This window comes from Prevotella sp. SGI.167 (genome assembly GCF_050313615.1).
GTDB lineage: Bacteria > Bacteroidota > Bacteroidia > Bacteroidales > Bacteroidaceae > Prevotella.
Window position 1 is genome coordinate 128,648 of the sequence record NZ_JBNPLT010000006.1, and the last position, 19,827, is coordinate 148,474.

Sequence of the window (19,827 nt, forward strand, 5' to 3'; positions counted from 1 at the left end):
TTACTAAAAAAACGTGAAATATGGTATAATAATACAGAATATTTTCAAAAATGATACAATCTTGAAAGAAAATTCTGATTTTATTTTGCATTTTGACAATAATTGTGTACTTTTGCCAACGATTTTGTTAAATAGATTATGGCACAGAATATTTTTAAGGGCTTAGGTATTGCCCTCATTACTCCATTTAAGGCCGACGGATCGGTTGATTATCAGTCTCTCAAGAGATTGGTAGAGTTCCAAATTGACAATGGTGCAGACTTTCTTTGCATCCTTGCCACTACTGGTGAGGCTCCATGCCTGACCCAGGAAGAGAAAGACAAGATTACTGAATTGGTGAAAGACGTGAACAAGGGGCGCGTCAAGATTTTGAAATATTGTGGCGGCAACAATACTGCTGCTGTCGTGGATGAAATCAAGAACACAGACTGGAGTGGCATTGATGGCATCCTCAGTATTTGTCCTTATTACAACAAGCCATCTCAGGAAGGCTTGTATCAGCATTTCAAGGCAATTGCTCAGGTTAGTCCACTGCCTATCGTACTCTATAATGTTCCTGGTCGTACAGGTATTAACATGAAGCCTGAGACCACTTGTCGCATTGCGCGCGATTTCCCTAATGTAGTAGCAGTGAAGGAAGCTAGTGGCAGCCTGGAGCAGGTAGATGAGATTATCAAGAACAAGCCGGATAACTTTGAAGTTATCAGTGGTGATGATGCGCTTACCTTCTCTATGATAGCAAGTGGTGCTGCTGGTGTTATCTCTGTAATCGGTAATGCACTGCCAAAGGCATTCAGCCGTATGATTCGTCTGGAATTCCGCGGTGAATACGAGCCTGCACGCAAGATTCATCACTCTTTCACAGAGTTGTACAGTCTGCTCTTTGTGGATGGTAACCCTGCAGGTGTTAAGGCTCTGCTGAATGATATGGGCTTCATTGAGAACGAACTCCGTCTGCCTCTGGTACCTACACGTATCGCAACCAAGCAGAAGATGAGCGAAATCCTTAGAACATTGAATATTTAATATATTGATTAGTGATTATTGATTAGTGAATATTGATTAGTGATTATTGTATGCGCATGATGATCACTAATCATTATTCATTACTCTTCAATCACTACTCACTACTCATTAATCACTATAACATTATGGCAGAAGACAGAAGAATCATACATGAAATTACCCCTTTGATGGGTAAGGACGTACTATATATTGCTGACCGTCACAAGAAAGAGTTTACCTATCCGATACACAACCATTCGGTATTCGAACTTAATTTTGTAGAGAATGCGGCCGGTGTGAAACGTATTGTGGGCGATTCACAGGAGGTTATAGGCGATTATGATCTCTGTCTTATCACCTCTCCTGACCTGGAGCATGTATGGGAGCAGAACGAATGCCGAAGTGAGGACATTCGTGAGATTACCATTCAGTTTGACTTCAGTATGGCAGATGAAACCCTTTTCGGAAGAAATCCTTATGCCAGCATTACCCGTATGATGCAGGAGGCTAAGAAAGGCCTTTGTTTTCCGATAAAGGCAATCATGAAAGTGTATGGACTGCTTGATACATTGAGTAGCATCAAGGATGGATTTTATGCCGTCCAGCAATTCCTGACCATCCTCTATGAATTGTCTAAGTGCGAGAATGCCCGTACCTTGGCTTCTTCCAGTTATGCTAAGGTAGCCGTTGAGGACGACAGTCGCCGTATATTAAAGGTGAAGAATTATATCTCTAAGAATTATATGGATGATCTCCGCCTGCCTCAGCTTGCTTCTTTGGCGGGCATGAGTTCGAGTGCATTCAGCCGTTTCTTCAAACTTCATACGGGCAGGAACATTTCTGAGTATATCATCGACCTTCGTCTCGGCTATGCGGCACGCATGCTGGTGGATACAGCTAAAAGTATCAGTGAAATCGGATTTGACTGCGGGTTTAATAACCTCAGCAATTTCAACCGGATATTCAAGAAAAAGAAGGGATGCTCGCCAAGTGAGTTCCGTGAGAACTATCATAAGACAAGAATCATCGTATAATATGGAACTTTGAAATTTTATTTTTCAACTTTAAAAACTTCAAATTCATAAGATAACGTAATCGTTTAAGTGAAATAATCAAAAATATTTCGCTTAAACGATTTGCTATTCCAATATTTATTGTATCTTTGCGTCATAATTAATAGTAATAAATAAACATTTAAAAACTACTATACAGTTATGAAGCAATTTATGGATGAAAATTTCCTGCTCGACACAAAGACAGCGCAGGACCTTTTCCACAATCATGCGGCTAAGATGCCAATCATCGATTATCACTGCCACCTCATCCCTGAGATGGTTGCTAATGATCACAAGTTCATGAGCATTACAGAGCTTTGGCTCGGTGGTGACCACTATAAGTGGCGTGCTATGCGTACCAATGGTGTAGACGAGCGTTTCTGCACAGGTACTGATACCAGCGACTGGGAGAAGTTCGAGAAATGGGCTGAGACTGTACCATATACATTCCGTAACCCTCTGTATCACTGGACCCACTTGGAGCTGAAGACAGCTTTCGGTATCGACAAGCAGTTGAGTCCTAAGACTGCCCGTGAAATCTATGACGAGTGTAACGAGAAGTTGCAGCTGCCAGAGTTCAGCGCTCGCGGCTTGATGCGTCACTATAACGTAGAGTGCGTTTGTACTACAGACGACCCAATCGATGATCTCCGTTACCACAAGCAGACACGTGAGAGCGGTTTCGAAATCAAGATGATTCCTGCTTGGCGTCCTGACAAGGCAATGAACATCGAGAAGCCAGACTTCGCTGACTATATGAACAAGCTCGGTGAGGTGGCAGGTGTAGATCTCACTACATTCCAGGATATGGTTGATGCTTTGCAGAAGCGTCACGACTTCTTCACAGAGAACGGCTGTAAGTTGAGCGACCACGGTATTGAGGAGTTCTACGATGAGCCATACACAGATTCTCAGATTGAGACTATCTTTGCTAAGGCTATGCGTGGCCAGCAGCTTTCTGCACTCGAAATCCGTCAGTACAAGCATGCATTCCTCAAGGTTTGCGCAGAGATGGATCACGCTGCCGACTGGACTCAGCAGTACCACTATGGTGCTATCCGCGACAACAATACATTGATGTACAATAAGCTCGGTGCTGATACTGGTTTCGACTCTATCGGTGAGTTCACTACAGCTAAGGCTATGAGCAGCTTCCTCAATGAATTGAACATGGAAGGCAAGTTGACACGTACAATCCTCTATACTTTGAACCCATGCGCCAATGAGGTTATCGCTACTATGCTCGGTAACTTCCAGGATGGTTCTTGCCCAGGCAAGATTCAGTTCGGTTCAGGCTGGTGGTTCAACGATCAGCTCGATGGTATGACCCGTCAGATGAACGCTCTCTCAGTATTGGGTCTCTTGAGCCGTTTCGTAGGTATGTTGACCGACTCACGTTCATTCCTCAGCTACCCACGTCACGAGTACTTCCGTCGTTTGCTCTGCAACCTCCTCGGCAATGATGTAGAGAAGGGCTTGCTTCCTAACGACATGGAGAGCCTCTCTCGCATGGTAGAGGACATCTCTTACAACAACGCTCGCAACTACTTCAAGTTCTATTAATCATAGAGCTTAAGCAATTATACTAAGACAAATCCCTTCACGGCATCATGAGATGATGTTGTGGAGGGATTTGTTGCTTGATAACGGAGTAAAACTTCAGAATATGGGGGTAATAGACAGAATACTAGGATTCTACGAAGATATTAGAGAGTTTAATTCTTCTAATATCAAGGATTTCCGGGGCAGAATGAAGTCTTGGATCAAGATGGGTATGCTTGCCGGTCGCATCTTCTATGTAAAGGATATGTGGGCAAGGGATGTAGCTGCATTGACTTTCGCCTCCTTCATGGCTTTGATACCTTTTATGGCGATGATGTTTGTTATTGCCCGAGGCTTCGGCTATGCGTCATTGCTGGAGTCATGGCTGTCTACCACCTTCGAGGCACAACCGGTTGTTGCCAAGACTATCGTTGACTTCGTACATAATTATATTGAGAACACGCAGAGCAACTATATCATCGGTACGGGTATCGTGATGTTTCTCTATACCATCGTTTCTCTGATGCAGAAGATAGAGCTTACCTTTGATGATATCTGGCATACGGGCGAGCGTTCGTGGAAGCAGATTGTTACAGAATATCCTACCATCCTTTTCGGTCTGGGACTGATGATTCTCTTTGCTTCGAGCATCAACGTATGGATAGTGAATATGGTGGATAATGTCGACAAGATAGCCGATATCGGGGATACGATTCCTTCGTTTATCCTCCATCTGGCGGCATTTGTTCCGATGTTCCTGTTCTTCGTATTCTGCTATTATGTCATTCCGAATACCTATATCCGGGTCCGCAGTACTCTGGTGCCTTCATTCCTGGCGGGTATCTGCATGACAGCCTTGCAGTATGGCTACATCTATCTGCAGGTATTTCTTTCCAGCTATAATGTCATCTACGGTTCGCTGGCAGCCATTCCGCTTTTTCTGTTGTGGCTTCAGATATCCTGGGCTATCGTGGTCTTTGGCGCTTTGCTCTGTCATACCAATCAGAACATTCATTATTACGATGGCGATCTCAGTTACGACCATCTGAAATTGTCACAGCGCATCCGGGTTTGTGGCATGGTGATGCATTTGGTATGCAAGCGCTTCAATGAGGGTGAACAGGCTTATACGCCTAAGGAGATTCATGACTTGACAGAGATTCCGCAGCAGATAGTCAATCAGGCTGTAAGAGAACTCTTGCAGGCGAAGTTGCTGGTAGAGATTCGGAGTGAGAAGAAAGGCTGTTTCGAAGAATCGGTCATCCTGCATCCGATAGAGAAGATAGATCATCTAACATACGGAACAATGATAGAGCGACTCTTCAACTATGGCGAAGATATTGCCGGACTGGCAGAGCTGGAAAGCGACTGGGTATTGTGGAAGAATATCGATGTCGTTAATCTTGATTTCGTGGAGAATGGCAAGAAAATAGCTTTCATCTAGAAAAATATTCAAATTATTATAAACCTTTAAAACCATTAGAGTATGAGAAAATTTATTTCATTGGCAGTTGTTGCTCTCTTGGCTTCTTCCATGTCGGCACAAACCATTGCCAACATGAAAGACCTGAATGCCGAGAAGAAATCTGCAGCTATTAATCTAAAGTTGACCGGAACCTTGACAACTACGAAAAATTCAGATTTCCGCCAGCTTCGTGATCTCTGCTGGCAGTTGAGAAATTTGGACCTGAGCGAGGCAACCTGTCCTGTTCTTCCTAAGAATGCATTCCATTCCCGTCATCATCTGCAGCATATCATCTTGCCAAATCAGTTGCAGGAGATAGGTACTCAGGCTTTCTTTGCCTGCGATAACCTGCAGGAAGTGGTGATTCCCAAGTCTGTAAAGAAGGTGGGGGCTGCAGCCTTTTCCGGTTGCAAGTCTCTGAAAAACATCACAATCGAAGGCACACCGGAGATAGGAGAGTTCTCTTTTGCCAATCTTGAGGGTGTACAGGTCATCAGGGTAAATTCCCATATTCCACCAAAGGCTGCTGCTACGGCTTTTTCGGGCGTGAACATGCGAGGCGTGAAACTGGTCATGCCAAGAGGCAGCGAGAAGGCTTACCGCAAGGCACAAGGCTGGAAGGCTTTCTTCGGAGAAGTGAAACAGGCTAGGGAAGTATGCAATCCTGAAGCTTGCCTGATTCCTGTACCGATGGATCTGAAGGTGAAGGCAAAGGCTGCACCGTTGCAGGTGACGGGAAACTGGAAGATTGTGGCAGATGAAGGTCTGGCTAATGAGCGTGAACATGCTGACAGAATCCTCAAGGAGAGAAATGCTCAGCAGAAGGGAGCACAGCTGACGATGACCCTTGCCATTGATCCTACTCTTACCGATGCTGAGGCTTATACCCTGGAAGTACAGCAGAAAGGTGTGGTCATCAAGGGAAAGACTGCAGCTGGTGTCTTCTACGGATTGATGACTTTCGACCAGTTGCTTCGTGGCAATGCATCTAAGGTGGGTTGCGATGCCATCCCACAGCTGGCTTTGAAAGACCAGCCACGCACTCATGTAAGAGAGTTGATGGTGGACCCTTGCCGTATCTTTATCCCATACGAAGAGTTGAAGGCTTTCGTTCCTGAGATGGCTCGCTATAAGCTCAATATGCTTCATCTTCACTTGGTGGATGATCAGGCATGGACTATCGAAATCAAGAAATATCCTCGTCTTACCGCTGAGGCTAGCAGCCGATGGGGTATGGACGATATGCTGATGCCTATCAAGGGATATTATACACAGGAGCAGATGCGCGACTTTGTAGCATATTGTGCCAAGTATCATATCCAGGTGGTACCTGAGATTGAGATGCCGGGTCATGAGGTGGCTGCTATCAGCGTATATCCGGAATTGACCTGCCAGGGAGTAAGAAAGCCTATCCGTACTACTTGCGGTGTATCTGACGAATTGCTTTGTGCCGGTAATGAATTCACTTACGAGTTTCTTGGAAATGTATTCAAGGAGCTTGCCGATGTCTTTCCTTCTGAATACATTCATCTGGGTGGTGACGAGGCTGGTAATCCTGCCCTCGATTGCTGGACCAACTGTCCTAAGTGTCAGGCATTGAAGAAGAAACTCGGTATTACTACTACCGACCGTTCTGAGAACTGGAAGCTGCAGGGCTATCTCTTCGACCGTGTGATAGATCTTCTTCGTACCCAATATCATAAGACTCCGATGTTCTGGTATGAGACCGATTTCAAGAAGATTCAGCCAGGTTGCGTTACCTTTGCATGGCGTGCAGGTCTCACCAAGGAAGCATTGGTGGCAGCGGTGGAGAACAATGCCCGCATCTTGCTTTGTCCAGGTGAACATTGCTATTTCGACTATCCGATGGCCAAGGGCGACATGCCTGAGGTAAACTGGGGAATGCCGGTTACTTCCTTGAAGGCAGCCTACGATCTTGATCCTGCATGGGGAATGGGAGAGGAGTTTGAAAAGAACAACCTCTTTGGTGTAGCCGGAACCTTGTGGAGTGAGTGTATCAATTCTCCTGAGCGCATCTTTTATCAGGCTTATCCACGTGCATTGGCTTTGGCAGAAGCCGGATGGAGTCTTCAGAAGAATCGCTCCTGGGAAGGATTCCTCACCCGATTGAAGCCTACGGCAAAGGATATGATGCGAAGAGGCATCACCTTCTCTATGGAATGGTAAACATCCAGGAAAGAATCAGACGATTATCAGATTGATACCATATAATAAAAGAAAAAGCGTGTAAGTATTGCTACTCACACGCTTTTTTTATTATTATAAACGTAATTACTTCGTTTGCTTTCTCTTAAGAATGCTGTTGCATTCGGGGTTGAATCCCTTATGCGCAAGCACAACCACGGCTTCTGTTCAAAGCCTCGCCATACATTTCCATAGCGTTCATGTAATCTGCAAGAATAGCCTTCAAGGCCTTCTTGATGTTCTTAAACATTGTTTTCATAATCGTTATCCTTTCTTTTTTAAATTAATACTGTGGCATTGCAGCCAATCTTTCTTTTTACCTGAAGTGGCCTTATCTAAGACCCTTCTCAATCTTGTTGTTAACATGTACAGCCTGAGCAATCATGATTGCTACTACTGCGAGAATCATTACTGTTGTCATCATAATTTGTTTCCTTTCGTTCTTTAATGGAGCCTCGTTTCCGGGTCTCCTTTTTTACATTATCCTTATTACAATCTCTCTTTTGCTGGTGCAAAGGTAGTGCCTTTTTTTTGAATTCCTGCCACAAAGTCGTGACAAAATGATGAAAGAAGGGCATTTTTTGACGCATATCAAGCAGCATGGTCTGATGCCTTGATGTACGTCAAGGGGATTTGGCTTGTCATGCCAAATATGTCAGTCTTGTCCGGGTACTTGCTATACTATGATACCAGTGTCAGCAAGTTGAGAACTCTTAGTGGGGCAATTTTTTGCCATCCCAAGGCACATATTATTACTACGTCATGTATTTATTTATGTCAGTGGAAGAAATGGCTATTATACAGAAGTATACGGCGTTTTGGTGAAGGGTAAAAAACGTTTTGCCTTTCAAAAAATAGTTCCCTCATAAAAAATAAAAATACGTCGGAATTTGCATCTCGTTATTTTTTCGGGCTATTCCTTTGCTCGTATCATTATTTTTTGTATCTTTGCCGAAAGAATTTAAAAAGGCAGCAATATGAAATATCCTATCGGAATACAGGACTTCGAAAAAATCATAGAGGGTGGATATGTTTATCTTGATAAAACAGATCTCGTTTATGATTTGGTGCAAAATGGTAAAATATACTTACTGTGTCGTCCTAGACGATTCGGAAAGTCGTTGCTCGTATCTACCTTGAAATACTATTTCGAGGGAAAAAAGGAGTTGTTCAAGGGGCTTGCTATTGATAAGTTGGAGAAGGAGTGGAAGCAATATCCTGTGTTTCATCTCGACTTCAATGGTAATAACTTTACTAATCCTGGAGAACTTGAGGTCATATTAGAAAACTTTGTTGCATCGCAAGAGATGATATATGGTAAAAGTCCTTTCCGGGATTCCTTAGGAGGTCGTTTTGAATATGTTTTGAAAGCTGCTCATGAGAAAACAGGACTTCGTGCCGTGGTTTTAATTGATGAGTATGATAAGCCAATATTGGATGTGCTTGATACACAAATCAAAACATCAATAAAGGGTGAAGAACGGTTGTTGGAAGATTGGAATCGTGAGGTTTTGAAAGGTTTCTATAGTGTCTTCAAGGCTGCCGATGCTAATCTGCAGTTTGTCTTGCTCACGGGTGTCACCAAGTTTTCGCAGGTAAGCGTGTTCAGTGGTTTCAATCAGCCTAACGACATCAGTATGGACGAGCATTACGAGGCACTTTGTGGTATTACGGAAGAGGAATTGTATTCTACCTTTGATGAGCAAATCAAAGCGATGGCTGTGAGATATAAGACCACAGAGGAAGGAATGAAATACAAACTGAAGAGGAAGTTTGATGGTTATCACTTCAGTCCTAATATGCTTGATATCTATAATCCTTTCAGTATCTTGAATGCGCTGAGCAAGAAGATCCTGGCAGATTATTGGTTCCGCACCGGTTCGCCAACCTATCTTGTTCGCTTGTTGTCTCATTTTGATGAGAACATCAATGAGATGGTCAACAGGTTTTATCCTACGAGTAGTTTTATCGACTACAAGGCAGATGTGGAAGCACCGTTGCCAATGATTTATCAGAGCGGTTATCTCACCATTAAAGATTGGAATATGGATACCGATTCCTATCTCCTGGATTTTCCGAATGATGAAGTGCGAAGCGGATTCTTGACGCTGGTCAAAGCAGCAAAGCGAAGGTAGGGTAGATTGTGTGGTAGAGACTCCGAACTATATCTACATCTTCGAATTCAAGCGAGATGGTTCGGCTGAAGAAGCCCTGAAGCAGATAGAGGATATGGGCTATGCCAGGGAATATGCAGCAGATGGCAGAAAGATTTATCAGATAGGCTGCAACTTCTCATCGAAGACGGGAACCATTGATGGGTGGAAGGTGGAATAGGTTATCGCAAACGAATACTGCCTTTGTGTAATATTGCACTCTGAAAATATAAAAATAGATAAAGAAGGAGATGGATTATGTCAAAAAAGAAGATTTTCAGATGCCAGGAATGTGGGTACGAGACCGTAATATATGAGGGACGTGGTTTCATGGGGCAGCATATTGAAGCCATGTCTTGTGCAGACTGCAGGAACATAGTACCTCTTGTGGTGGGTGGAGTGATAGGTGATGCTGCACCTAGCTTCAATTCTCTAGTGGGAAGACTCTGTCTAAGATGCGGTTCTGACAGGATTCACAAGTGGGATATGCATACATGCCCCAAATGCGGGGGCAGGATGCTGCCTTCTGGCGAAGAAGAGTTCTGGACATAGTATTTTAAACCTGTTTTTCAATCCAAGCCATCATACGGAGTTGGTACGGAGAGGGTACGGAGTTGGTACGGAGCGGGTCTAGCTATGATGTATTGTGGGGGAGATTTGGAAAATCTAAAGTAGTACATGATGGAAAAGATTATTGTTGACGTTGCGTGGTGCGACAGAAATTATGGCGGTTCTCTTGGTAGTAATGTACCAGGAGCGGTGGTTTTTACAGCACCAACCTTTGAAGCTTTGCAAAAAGAAGCAAAGGAAAGTCTGGAGTTTCATGTTGAAGGCCTTATGGAAAATGGGGAAGATGTTCCCGAATGGCTGAAGAATGGGGATTATGAGTTTGAGTATAATATTATAAGATAAGATCAATTGTGTGTCTGATTTAGCAAAGAGGGTGTGTCATAAGTAAATGATTCACCCTTTTTTGTTTGTTGGAAAGTTACTGATATGTTGTTTGAAGACATAGTATAAGTTGTTAGAAAAGATAGTATATGTTTTTGAGTTAGTTAGTATCTCCGGTCGCACAACAGCTGTTGTGCGCTTGCATAGCAGCTGATATGCGCTTGCACAACAGGTGATGTGCATGCGTAGGTCAACTGTTATGCACCAACTGTAATTTAGACTTATGACGTCTCCTCTTTGTCATTTGGTACATTGAAAACGGCATTTCATACAAGGTAGGTTTAGATATTTGGCTGATAGAAATAATCTTCTTACTTTTGCAATCGTAATCGGGAAGCGATAGAAAAGAAAGAATCGTGGAACGAGGAACATGAAGTATAACCCTTTAATATATAATAAGGTATGAAGAAGGTAATGTTGATTTTAGCCATGATGCTAAGTGTAATGAGTGTAAATGCTCAGTTTGTAGAGTATAAGCCAGTATATACAAATCCACCTGCCCAGCAATATTCTGTGCCATCATTTGGTTTGGAGATGCCGCAGATGCCTCAGCCTACGGAGGAATATACTGATGTTGGTGCTTATTATATTAAGAACTATCAAGTTGTGAGAGTCAAGATTCGTGTGAGAGAAACGTATAGTGGTGGACGCAGATCATTGACAGTTGTTGGTTATTATGGTGGTCCTTTGGATAGTTTGTTGAGAACACATGCACTCGTTAGCAAGGTGGTTAGAAACCTAGACGGAGAGGTTGTAGCCAATAATTTTGAGTGGAAGGCGAACACGGCGCCTTTCGGTAAAGTGTACTTTAATTTGTAAAGCCGTTTAAGGATATAGGCATTGAGGTTGTCATGGATAGGAAATGTGGAAGCATTATCTTTTTCAGCAGTGGCAAACTTCAATGCTTTTTTGGTGGAAATTTCATAAAAGTAAGCCTGTTGGAAGAAATAATAGAGGAAAAGTTTGGCGGTATTAAAAAGATTTCTTACTTTTGCAATAGAGTTATGAGTGAACGGAAAAGAACGGGCACGATGAAGGCTCTAGTGAATGAGCGTATTGAACGTTATCTTGCGATAGAAATGTGGAAGTTTCAAAGTCTGCTAACGATAAATAGGCAATGATGCTCACGTCTAAGGATTATTGTATCTTTTTCTCTATGGAAGAAGATGTTAATATACTCTATGGCGTGGGCTATTGCATTATTACTTGCTGACGGGTCCTTCCACAACCTCTATCCGGTAATAAGCAATAGTCCCACGCTTTTTCATTGAAAACTTAATGACCGATAGCTACTTCTGGGAACAAGTCAGCGAAGTAAATGATAAATATGGATAGTCAATTTATCGTATTCAATACAAAGACGGAACTCTTAAGATTAGATGTTTCCAAAATTGTTTATTTCGAAGGAGATGGCAATTATACACAGATTGTTACTATTAACAAGCTGAAGGCTGTTGTTTGTCTGAATTTGACTCAGATGGAGAAGTATTTGGCCGAGCATCTTGTAGATTGCAAGAGTATTTTTATGCGAGTGGGTAAGCGTTTTATCATCAACACAGGCTACATCTATCAGGTCAATACGCAAAAGCAACAGTTGATATTATCCGATTATGAGCATTTTGCTTTTGCTTTAGGTATTTCTAAGGAAGCCTTGAAGCAAATGAAGGATTTACTCATAACTAAAAAATAAACTAATCAAGCAAAGAATTTTATGGAATTAATCATTGGACGTGATGCTAGTACATCTCAATTGAGAATAACGATGGGGCAGCAATCCAAGACTTTTGGGGTTGCTGGAAGTGTTCCTATGACTGTGAGCCGTCAACACTGTAGTTTGACCATTAATCCAGATGGTTCTTATAGAATTACGAATCTAAAACCTCAGAACGTTACTTTTGTCAATGGAGTGGAAATAATGGCAAAGACTATCATGGAAAAGGATAAAATAGAACTTGGTCCAAGCAAATTTTTGGTTAGTTGGGATTGGATAAAGAGTTTTGTTCCTCAAATGGTAGATTTTCGTCCATTGCAGCGTGTTTGGGAAGAATATGATGAGCATAAACTTGATCAGCAAATTGCTGACCGCAAGTTTAATTCTCTTCGTGGCATTACTGGTTTGATTACTATGGGAGCCATCGCTTTGAGTATCATTTTCCCAGAATTTAGAGAGACTCCTCTTTATATAGGTTTGTATCTCTTAGGTATTTTGATTTCTGTAGGCTTTACTGTAAAAGCATATAAGGATTCTTCTAAGGGACCGTTAAGGCAGAAGCAGTTGACTGAAGAGTTTCAGCAGCATTATGTTTGTCCTCATTGTCATCACTTCCTGGGCTTTCTGTCTTATGGAGTTTTAATGCAGAATGAGGCTTGTCCTTATTGCAAGGCTAAAATTAAAAAGTGATTTTGTACAATAGAAGATAGGTTTTGTGTAATGAGCACAGAATTAGCACCTATCTATTTATTATTTCACTATATTTGCACCAGTTATAATTTTAAAAGTATGATTATGGCACAGAATGAAGAAACATTGTATTTCGATAATACACATCCTGAAGTAAGACAGGAAAGTAAAGATAAAACTAAGAACGCTGCTGATAAAGCAACTTGGAAGAAAGTAGCGGTAGGTGGTGCTGCTGGTATCTTGTTAGGTGCAAGTGCTATGTATGCCACAGATGCCTTTGCTGCAGGTACGGAAGAAACTCCCGATACAAAACCGGAAGGGGAGAATCCATCGCAAGATGCTGCTGCAGCTAATGATAATGCCTCTATCAAGGTAGCTGAGAGTCATGATGAGCAGAGCTTTAAGGAGGCATTCGATGCCGCTAGAGCCGAAGTTGGTCCTGGTGGTGCTTTCCATTGGCATGGTAATATCTATAGTACTTATACCGAGGATGAGTGGAACAACATGACAGATGCAGAAAAGAACGACTATGCTGAGGCTGTTAAGCCAGAAGTACGTGCAGAAGAAATGAATGCTGCTCCTCATCAAACTGAAGATGTTGCTGTGGTATCTCATTCTTCTCATGCAGACCAGGATGTATCTGTTGCTCACAATGATGCAAATTTGCATCAGGCAAGTGATGTGCAGGTGGCTGATGACCAAAATGCAGATGTTCATTTGGTTAATGCGGGTGAAGTTCAGCTTGCTGATGGCTCCATGGCTACAGTTGGTGTTTTCGACGTGGATGGTCAGGAAGTGAGTGTGGTAGATTTTGATCAAGATGGAAATCCTGATGTTGCGATTTGTGATGCCAATGGCAATGGAAGTATTGACGTTGGTGAAGCAGTTGATTTGCATACAGGACAAGTGATTACTCCAAGTGGTAGTGATTTCGCTGATGCCGGAGTTGATGATTCTGCTGACACAAATCTCCAAACTGCATCCTTGGAGAATCCTGATGTTGCTCCTGATATGCCAGACTATATGTCTGATGCGGATATTCAGATGGCATAAACATTGATTAAAATAGATGGTGGCAATGGAAACTAAAAGAATCAAATGTCCGAGTTGCGGTGTGTTGCTTGACGTGAGAAATTCTCAAAACGAAGCGGTTAAGATGATTACTTGTCCTCAATGTAAAGCTCAGCTGAGAGTGATGTTCTCACAGCAACATGCTGCAACTCCGCAATCTTCTGGGGAAACAGAATATGTTGGTAACAGCAATGGTGAGACTCAGTATGTGAATCGAGATAATGGAGAAACTCGTTACGTGGGGTATTCCTCTTCTCCTTCTCAATCTGATGAAACAATCCTTGCAGGCAAGAAAGAAGAGGTTACTCCTGGTTATTTGCTCTATGGTGGTCAGAAGTATCCGTTAGGGTTCGGCAACAATGTAATAGGCCGCAAGGCTACTACTTCGCAGGCAACTGTACAGATAGCTACTGATGATAGATATATGAGCCGTCAGCATCTTGCCATCCAGGTAATTAAGGCTTCTACGGATAAGGTTAGGGTGGTGGTGTCTAACTACCATAATAAAAATGCCAGTTATGTGAATGGACAATTATTGAACGAGGGTGACCAGCTCGTCTTGACAGAAGGAAGTATCATCAAGATGGGTAACACAACCGTTGTTTATCATCAAAAATAAAGCTAACAATGAGAATCAAGATATATCAGCCTTTAGCTATCCATGAGTTGGGTAAGAGGGCGAACCAGGAAGATAGCATCTATCCAATAGAGGGCAAAGCAACGGAGGATGACCGTTTGTTTTTGCTCTGTGATGGTATGGGTGGACATGAGCATGGTGAGGTGGCAAGCCAAAGTGTTTGCAAAAGTCTTTCTTCGTTTTTGTTGCAGCATGCAGTTGCTTCTGAAGGCTTGGAAGATAAGTTGCTGTCTGATGCTTTGGCGTATGCCTACGAAGAACTGGATAAACTGGCTATTGCGGGAGATACCCGTCAGATGGGAACAACTTTAACTTTGCTGTATTTTCACAGTAATGGATGTACGGCAGCCCACATTGGAGATAGTAGAATATACCATCTCCGCCCATCTTCGCATACCATATTATATAAGAGTCGTGACCATTCCCTGGTGTTTGATCTTTATCAGGCTGGTGAGTTGACCTATGAGGAGATGAAGACATTTCCACAGAAAAATGTCATCACCCGTGCGATGATTGCTGGAGATAGAAGTCATCCAAAACCAGATGTTATCCATATTTCTGATATTCAGCCAGGTGATTACTTCTATATTTGTTCTGACGGCATGTTGGAACAGATGGAGGATGGGGAACTGTTGGATGTCTTCTCTGCGAATGTTCGTGATGAAGAGAAGCGACAGATGCTGATTTCAGAAACCTCAGATAATAAAGATAATCATTCTGCTTATATTGTACATATCAAAGAGGTGAATCATGAAGAGGCTGATGTGAGCCTTGTGAATGAAGAGCCTACGGCGAAATGCAATGCTTTGAATATCAAGCCTGTTGTGGAAGAGGTGAGCACTTCTCTTGATGTTGAAATCGTTAAGCCTGCTGGTACACCACCGCCTGTTCCTGATAGTGTGATTGTTGCGATGGAGAATAAGCAGAAAAGAAAGAAATTCCTGTTTGTTGCTTTCATGGCAATAGTGGTGTTGGCTGTTGTAGGAATGTTTGGATATGGCTACTATAGCAAGCATCAAGCAGAGGCTGCTTTGCTTGATTCTCTTCATGAAGATTCTATGATGACCGTGAAAGAGTTTAATAGCCAGCAAGAGTCAAAGACAGATACAACAAAACCAGATTCAATAAAGTAAGATACAATAAAAAATGGACGAACTAAATAATCAAAATATGCTCCAAGTAGGAACCATCCTACACGGAACTTACAAGATAGAAAGCTACTTATCATCTGGTGGTTTCGGCAACACCTATTTAGCAAAGAACATTGAGTTTGATGAGACTTATGTCATCAAAGAGTTCTTTGTAAAAGGAGTGTGCCAGCGTGATGGTAATAGCACTACCATTAGTGTAAGTAATGCCGAGAATACCAATAGCTTTGAGCAACAGCGAGAGAAGTTCAAGAAAGAAGCTCGCCGTCTCCGTAGTCTCAACAATCCTCATATTGTCAAGGTCTATGACCTTTTCGAGGAGAATGGTACTGCATATTATGTGATGGATTATGTGGATGGAGAAAATCTATCTGCACGTTTGAAGCGTACCAATGCACCTTTGGCAGAGTCTGAGGTTCGCAATTACTTGAATCAGATATTGGATGGACTTGAGGCAATCCATGACGAAGGTATGTTTCATCTTGACATCAAGCCAGCCAATATTATGGTGGATAGTCATGATGTGGTCAAGTTGATAGACTTTGGTGCAAGTAAGCAGCAGAGTACGGTTGGTGGTGCCACAATGAGCACGGGCATCAGTTATACGAATGGCTATGCTCCTAAAGAGCAGATGGCGCAGAGCGATGATAAGTTCGGACCATGGACAGACTTCTATGCCCTTGGTGCAACCATGTATAAGTTACTCGCCAACCAAGACCCACCATCAGTTTCTGACCTTTCTGAAGACGAGACAGAGGACAAGCATCTTGCCCTCCCTATGCCTAATGTCTCTGAGGAAATGAAGAAATTGGTGGTATGGATGATGCAAGTAAATAGGAATCAACGCCCTCAAAGTGTTGGAGATATATTGCATTTCTTATCTTCTAATCAGGAGGAGACCGTATCAGAACCTTTTGACTCAGAGGAATCTGATATAGATAAGAGTGATTGGGAAACGTATGATAGAAATGTTTTTCAACTGTTCTCCTTTAAAGGGCGAATAGGACGATTCCACTATATTGTATCTTATTTGGGGATTATGCTTATTGCTATCTTATTTGGTTTCCTGTGGGGATGTGTGGACTTGGCGGCAGGGAATGCTAGCCAACAACCTCCTACGGTAATGATGTGGATATTACAGATTTTCAGCTCTTGGGCATTACTGGCTTTGGGAGCAAGGCGATGCCATGATTCTGGTAGATCGGGATATTGGCAGTTGATTCCTTTCTATAATATTTACTTGCTATTTGCAACTCCACAAGAATATGATAATGAGTATGGGTTGTATAATAATACAAAGGCTCATAAACTTTTTAAGACAAATTCCTTTTTCTTTAGAACCTTTGGGATAATTATAGCTATTATTGTATTATTTATGTTTTTGGGTACGAGAGGTTCTAAAAAGCAAGATGCAAATGTGCAAGATTATTCTTTAGGAACAGATGAGTATGATTCAGAAACTGCAGTTGCAGACACTACCACTTATTACTCAGAGCCAAATTAAGAAAGCTTAATAAATAAAAAAGTAAAAACAAGAAAGAATAGAAAAAACGCAAAAAAAGATGATAATGTAAGCCAATTACTATACAGTGTTAGCTGCAAAGTATGGCGATTCTAATTGGGTGAAAACTGTTAAAATGTTGAGAAAATGAGTGCAATTAATGAGTTGAATATGCTCCGTGTAGGAACCATCCTACACGGAACTTACAAGATAGAAAGCTATTTGGCTTCAGGTGGTTTCGGCAACACCTATTTAGCAAAGAACATTGAGTTTGATGAGACTTATGCCATCAAAGAGTTCTTTGTAAAAGGAGTGTGCCAGCGTGATGGTAATAGCACTACTATTAGTGTAAGCAATGCCGAGAATACCAATAGCTTTGAGCAACAGCGAGAGAAGTTCAAGAAAGAAGCTCGCCGTCTCCGTAGTCTCAGTAATCCTCATATTGTCAAGGTCTATGACCTTTTCGAGGAGAATGGTACTGCATATTATGTGATGGATTATGTGGATGGGGAAAATCTATCTGTACGTTTGAAGCGTACCAATGCACCTTTGGCAGAGTCTGAGGTTCGCAATTACTTGAATCAGATTTTGGATGGTCTTGAGGCAATCCATAACGAAGGTATGTTCCATCTTGACATCAAGCCAGCCAATATTATGGTGGATAGTCATGATGTAGTCAAGTTGATAGACTTTGGTGCAAGTAAGCAGCAGAGTATGGTAGGTGGTGCCACGATAAGCACAGGAATCAGTTATACGAATGGTTATGCCCCAAGTGAACAAATGGCGCAGAGCTATGATAAGTTCGGTCCATGGACAGACTTCTATGCCCTTGGTGCTACCATGTATAAGTTACTCACCAACCAAGACCCACCATCTGTTTCTGACCTTTCTGAAGACGAGACAGAGGACAAGCATCTCGCCCTCCCGATGCCTAATGTCTCTGAGGAAATGAAGACGTTGGTAGTTTGGATGATGCAAGTGAATAGATTGAAGAGACCGAAAAATGTTGGAGAAATAAGACGTATCTTGCAACAGCCTTCTGTTGCTACTTCTAACAATGAAGGAACAAAAGCGTTTAGTCCATATCAATCTTATGTTAATCCAGTTAATGATGATGAAGAAACTGTATGGGCTGGTAAAATAGAAACTGCAGAAACAAATGGGGATAAACTGGAACCGGAAGAAGAATACTTAGACGATGATTCTTCAAGTAAGAATAGGAATATTATAATAATTCTTGTGATAGCTGTAGTTTGTGCAATCGCAATTATGACACGAGGATGTGGCGGAAATAGAACTGCTTCTGACATAAATAGTGTTGAAGCATCTGCGGATTCTGATTCTGTTGTGTATGAACCAGGAGTTGATACTATTATAGCAGAAACTGGTAGTCAAAATTATTTAAATTCTATAGATTATTCTTCTTCTAAAGTTACTGATATAGGTAATTTTAATGATGAAACTTGGAAACTTGTAGAAAGTGAATCAAGTGTATCTTTAGTGTCAGAGAAATATAATTATTCAATTTCAAACATAAGTTGGCAAGATGGTGAAGAACACCAATTGTCTAGTGTCTTGGCTGTAAAGCTCTATAAAGGAAAAATTTGGTTTATAGCTTACGATGATAGCCATAGCATAGGTGCTACAGGTGTATTGTCAGGAACACAAATATTTAATTATGATATAAAGCAAGATGCCTTTAATTTTGTAATGAATTGTAATTCAGCTAAGTTTAAAGGTAAAACTATTGAATATTGTGAAGCACAGGTAAAGCAATATGGCTCGAGTGCTGCTGACAACGAGTATAGTTATGAATGGTATTACTTTGATTTGTAGTTTTTAAATTTAAGATGGAAAAAGATAAAGTTCAAGAATACGTTGAGGGTAAAGTAACCGATGCGTTAAACAAAGTTGTTGCTGATGCTTATCTAGCGGGTTACAATGCTGGCTATCAAGATGGTTATAATAAGGTTGTCAAAGATTCTGTTTCGGTAGGTTCGGAGTTTGTCGACTTGGGACTTCCGAGTGGAACATTATGGTCTTCAGATTATGTTAAAGATGATAACGACAAGGCAATTTATGTAGCTCAGGAGAACGGCGCTGATTATGAAATTCCAACGTACGAGCAATTTAAGGAATTGATGGATGAATGTAAATGGGACCAAAAGTCAGAAAAGAATTGGACCGAAAGTGGTTTTTACCATTGGCATGAGTGGGCAATTTGTCTTGGTCCAAATGGAAATAAAATTACATTTGAAAAAACTGGGATTTATGAAACTACAGATAGCCTTACAAGAACAAGTGAAATTTTCTTTTGGTTGAATAATAAAGAATATTTCTATAACAATTGTGCTAATATTACACTGAATAGTTTGAATATAGGTTCTGAAAATATGTTCTCTGGTTACAAACTGCCAATACGTCTAGTAAAAACGATAGGATGAGGCATAAGAGGTTTGAAAGCCATTTTTGATAATAAGTTTCTAATAAGATTATTGTTTATGGAAAAAGTGAATTTTATAGAAATCGCTAAAGTTTGCCAAGAGCAGTCTCGTGTCAACCATACAGTATGGCGTAATATGACTAGATACGAAGAGTATGTAGATACTCTCTTTGTGTCTATATCTGAAGAGAATATTGTTACTTGTTCTTGTATTTCGAATGTTTTGGAAAATGCAAAGCAATGTATATTA

General features: G+C 41.5%; 17 protein-coding genes and 1 pseudogene. All 18 read left to right on the forward strand.

Going from position 1 to position 19,827, the window contains the following annotated elements:
• Positions 1-138: 138 nt before the first annotated feature.
• Positions 139-1,026, forward strand: a complete 888-nt coding sequence (gene dapA, locus ACQRBJ_RS05145) for a 4-hydroxy-tetrahydrodipicolinate synthase (protein WP_153122741.1) — start codon at positions 139-141, stop codon at positions 1,024-1,026.
• A gap of 125 nt (positions 1,027-1,151) precedes the next feature.
• Complete coding sequence (locus ACQRBJ_RS05150) at positions 1,152-2,039, forward strand: AraC family transcriptional regulator (protein ID WP_264949929.1); 888 nt, start codon at positions 1,152-1,154, stop codon at positions 2,037-2,039.
• A 180-nt stretch (positions 2,040-2,219) separates the two neighbouring features.
• On the forward strand, positions 2,220-3,623 hold the full coding sequence (uxaC, locus tag ACQRBJ_RS05155) for a glucuronate isomerase (RefSeq protein ID WP_445303009.1): 1,404 nt from the start codon (positions 2,220-2,222) through the stop codon (positions 3,621-3,623).
• A gap of 103 nt (positions 3,624-3,726) precedes the next feature.
• Positions 3,727-5,046 (forward strand): YihY/virulence factor BrkB family protein, encoded by a 1,320-nt coding sequence (locus tag ACQRBJ_RS05160; protein ID WP_297157634.1) that lies wholly within the window; start codon positions 3,727-3,729, stop codon positions 5,044-5,046.
• 42 nt (positions 5,047-5,088) lie between these two features.
• Positions 5,089-7,254: a family 20 glycosylhydrolase gene (locus ACQRBJ_RS05165; RefSeq protein WP_445303010.1), complete on the forward strand. Its 2,166-nt coding sequence runs from the start codon at positions 5,089-5,091 to the stop codon at positions 7,252-7,254.
• 995 nt (positions 7,255-8,249) lie between these two features.
• Positions 8,250-9,606 (forward strand): annotated as a pseudogene (locus ACQRBJ_RS05170) (AAA family ATPase).
• 77 nt (positions 9,607-9,683) lie between these two features.
• Positions 9,684-9,977, forward strand: coding sequence for a hypothetical protein (locus ACQRBJ_RS05175; RefSeq protein WP_264949934.1), 294 nt, complete (start codon positions 9,684-9,686; stop codon positions 9,975-9,977).
• A 129-nt stretch (positions 9,978-10,106) separates the two neighbouring features.
• Positions 10,107-10,337, forward strand: a complete 231-nt coding sequence (locus tag ACQRBJ_RS05180; protein ID WP_427876741.1) for a hypothetical protein — start codon at positions 10,107-10,109, stop codon at positions 10,335-10,337.
• 441 nt (positions 10,338-10,778) lie between these two features.
• Positions 10,779-11,195 (forward strand): hypothetical protein, encoded by a 417-nt coding sequence (locus ACQRBJ_RS05185; protein WP_445303011.1) that lies wholly within the window; start codon positions 10,779-10,781, stop codon positions 11,193-11,195.
• Positions 11,196-11,703: 508 nt separating this feature from the next.
• Positions 11,704-12,066, forward strand: a complete 363-nt coding sequence (locus tag ACQRBJ_RS05190; RefSeq protein ID WP_228119568.1) for a LytTR family transcriptional regulator DNA-binding domain-containing protein — start codon at positions 11,704-11,706, stop codon at positions 12,064-12,066.
• A gap of 21 nt (positions 12,067-12,087) precedes the next feature.
• On the forward strand, positions 12,088-12,777 hold the full coding sequence (locus ACQRBJ_RS05195; protein ID WP_427876745.1) for an FHA domain-containing protein: 690 nt from the start codon (positions 12,088-12,090) through the stop codon (positions 12,775-12,777).
• Between the two features lie 105 nt (positions 12,778-12,882).
• Positions 12,883-13,830 (forward strand): hypothetical protein, encoded by a 948-nt coding sequence (locus ACQRBJ_RS05200; protein WP_427876747.1) that lies wholly within the window; start codon positions 12,883-12,885, stop codon positions 13,828-13,830.
• A 25-nt stretch (positions 13,831-13,855) separates the two neighbouring features.
• Positions 13,856-14,467, forward strand: a complete 612-nt coding sequence (locus ACQRBJ_RS05205) for an FHA domain-containing protein (RefSeq protein ID WP_445303012.1) — start codon at positions 13,856-13,858, stop codon at positions 14,465-14,467.
• Positions 14,468-14,475: 8 nt separating this feature from the next.
• The gene (locus tag ACQRBJ_RS05210) at positions 14,476-15,618 is read left to right on the forward strand and encodes a PP2C family protein-serine/threonine phosphatase (RefSeq protein ID WP_445303013.1); all 1,143 of its coding nucleotides are present in this window, start codon (positions 14,476-14,478) and stop codon (positions 15,616-15,618) included.
• Between the two features lie 13 nt (positions 15,619-15,631).
• Positions 15,632-17,137, forward strand: coding sequence for a protein kinase domain-containing protein (locus ACQRBJ_RS05215; protein WP_445303014.1), 1,506 nt, complete (start codon positions 15,632-15,634; stop codon positions 17,135-17,137).
• A gap of 144 nt (positions 17,138-17,281) precedes the next feature.
• Complete coding sequence (locus tag ACQRBJ_RS05220; protein WP_445303015.1) at positions 17,282-18,970, forward strand: serine/threonine protein kinase; 1,689 nt, start codon at positions 17,282-17,284, stop codon at positions 18,968-18,970.
• A 14-nt stretch (positions 18,971-18,984) separates the two neighbouring features.
• Complete coding sequence (locus ACQRBJ_RS05225) at positions 18,985-19,578, forward strand: hypothetical protein (RefSeq protein WP_445303016.1); 594 nt, start codon at positions 18,985-18,987, stop codon at positions 19,576-19,578.
• Positions 19,579-19,635: 57 nt separating this feature from the next.
• Positions 19,636-19,827: hypothetical protein (locus ACQRBJ_RS05230; protein WP_445303017.1), on the forward strand; the 192-nt coding region annotated here is incomplete at its 3' end.

Coding starts and splice junctions, on each gene's coding strand:
- dapA (WP_153122741.1), top strand. CDS start 139: ATGGCACAGAATATTTTTAAGGGCTTAGGTATTGCCCTCATTACTCCA.
- ACQRBJ_RS05150 (WP_264949929.1), top strand. CDS start 1,152: ATGGCAGAAGACAGAAGAATCATACATGAAATTACCCCTTTGATGGGT.
- uxaC (WP_445303009.1), top strand. CDS start 2,220: ATGAAGCAATTTATGGATGAAAATTTCCTGCTCGACACAAAGACAGCG.
- ACQRBJ_RS05160 (WP_297157634.1), top strand. CDS start 3,727: ATGGGGGTAATAGACAGAATACTAGGATTCTACGAAGATATTAGAGAG.
- ACQRBJ_RS05165 (WP_445303010.1), top strand. CDS start 5,089: ATGAGAAAATTTATTTCATTGGCAGTTGTTGCTCTCTTGGCTTCTTCC.
- ACQRBJ_RS05175 (WP_264949934.1), top strand. CDS start 9,684: ATGTCAAAAAAGAAGATTTTCAGATGCCAGGAATGTGGGTACGAGACC.
- ACQRBJ_RS05180 (WP_427876741.1), top strand. CDS start 10,107: ATGGAAAAGATTATTGTTGACGTTGCGTGGTGCGACAGAAATTATGGC.
- ACQRBJ_RS05185 (WP_445303011.1), top strand. CDS start 10,779: ATGAAGAAGGTAATGTTGATTTTAGCCATGATGCTAAGTGTAATGAGT.
- ACQRBJ_RS05190 (WP_228119568.1), top strand. CDS start 11,704: ATGGATAGTCAATTTATCGTATTCAATACAAAGACGGAACTCTTAAGA.
- ACQRBJ_RS05195 (WP_427876745.1), top strand. CDS start 12,088: ATGGAATTAATCATTGGACGTGATGCTAGTACATCTCAATTGAGAATA.
- ACQRBJ_RS05200 (WP_427876747.1), top strand. CDS start 12,883: ATGGCACAGAATGAAGAAACATTGTATTTCGATAATACACATCCTGAA.
- ACQRBJ_RS05205 (WP_445303012.1), top strand. CDS start 13,856: ATGGAAACTAAAAGAATCAAATGTCCGAGTTGCGGTGTGTTGCTTGAC.
- ACQRBJ_RS05210 (WP_445303013.1), top strand. CDS start 14,476: ATGAGAATCAAGATATATCAGCCTTTAGCTATCCATGAGTTGGGTAAG.
- ACQRBJ_RS05215 (WP_445303014.1), top strand. CDS start 15,632: ATGGACGAACTAAATAATCAAAATATGCTCCAAGTAGGAACCATCCTA.
- ACQRBJ_RS05220 (WP_445303015.1), top strand. CDS start 17,282: ATGAGTGCAATTAATGAGTTGAATATGCTCCGTGTAGGAACCATCCTA.
- ACQRBJ_RS05225 (WP_445303016.1), top strand. CDS start 18,985: ATGGAAAAAGATAAAGTTCAAGAATACGTTGAGGGTAAAGTAACCGAT.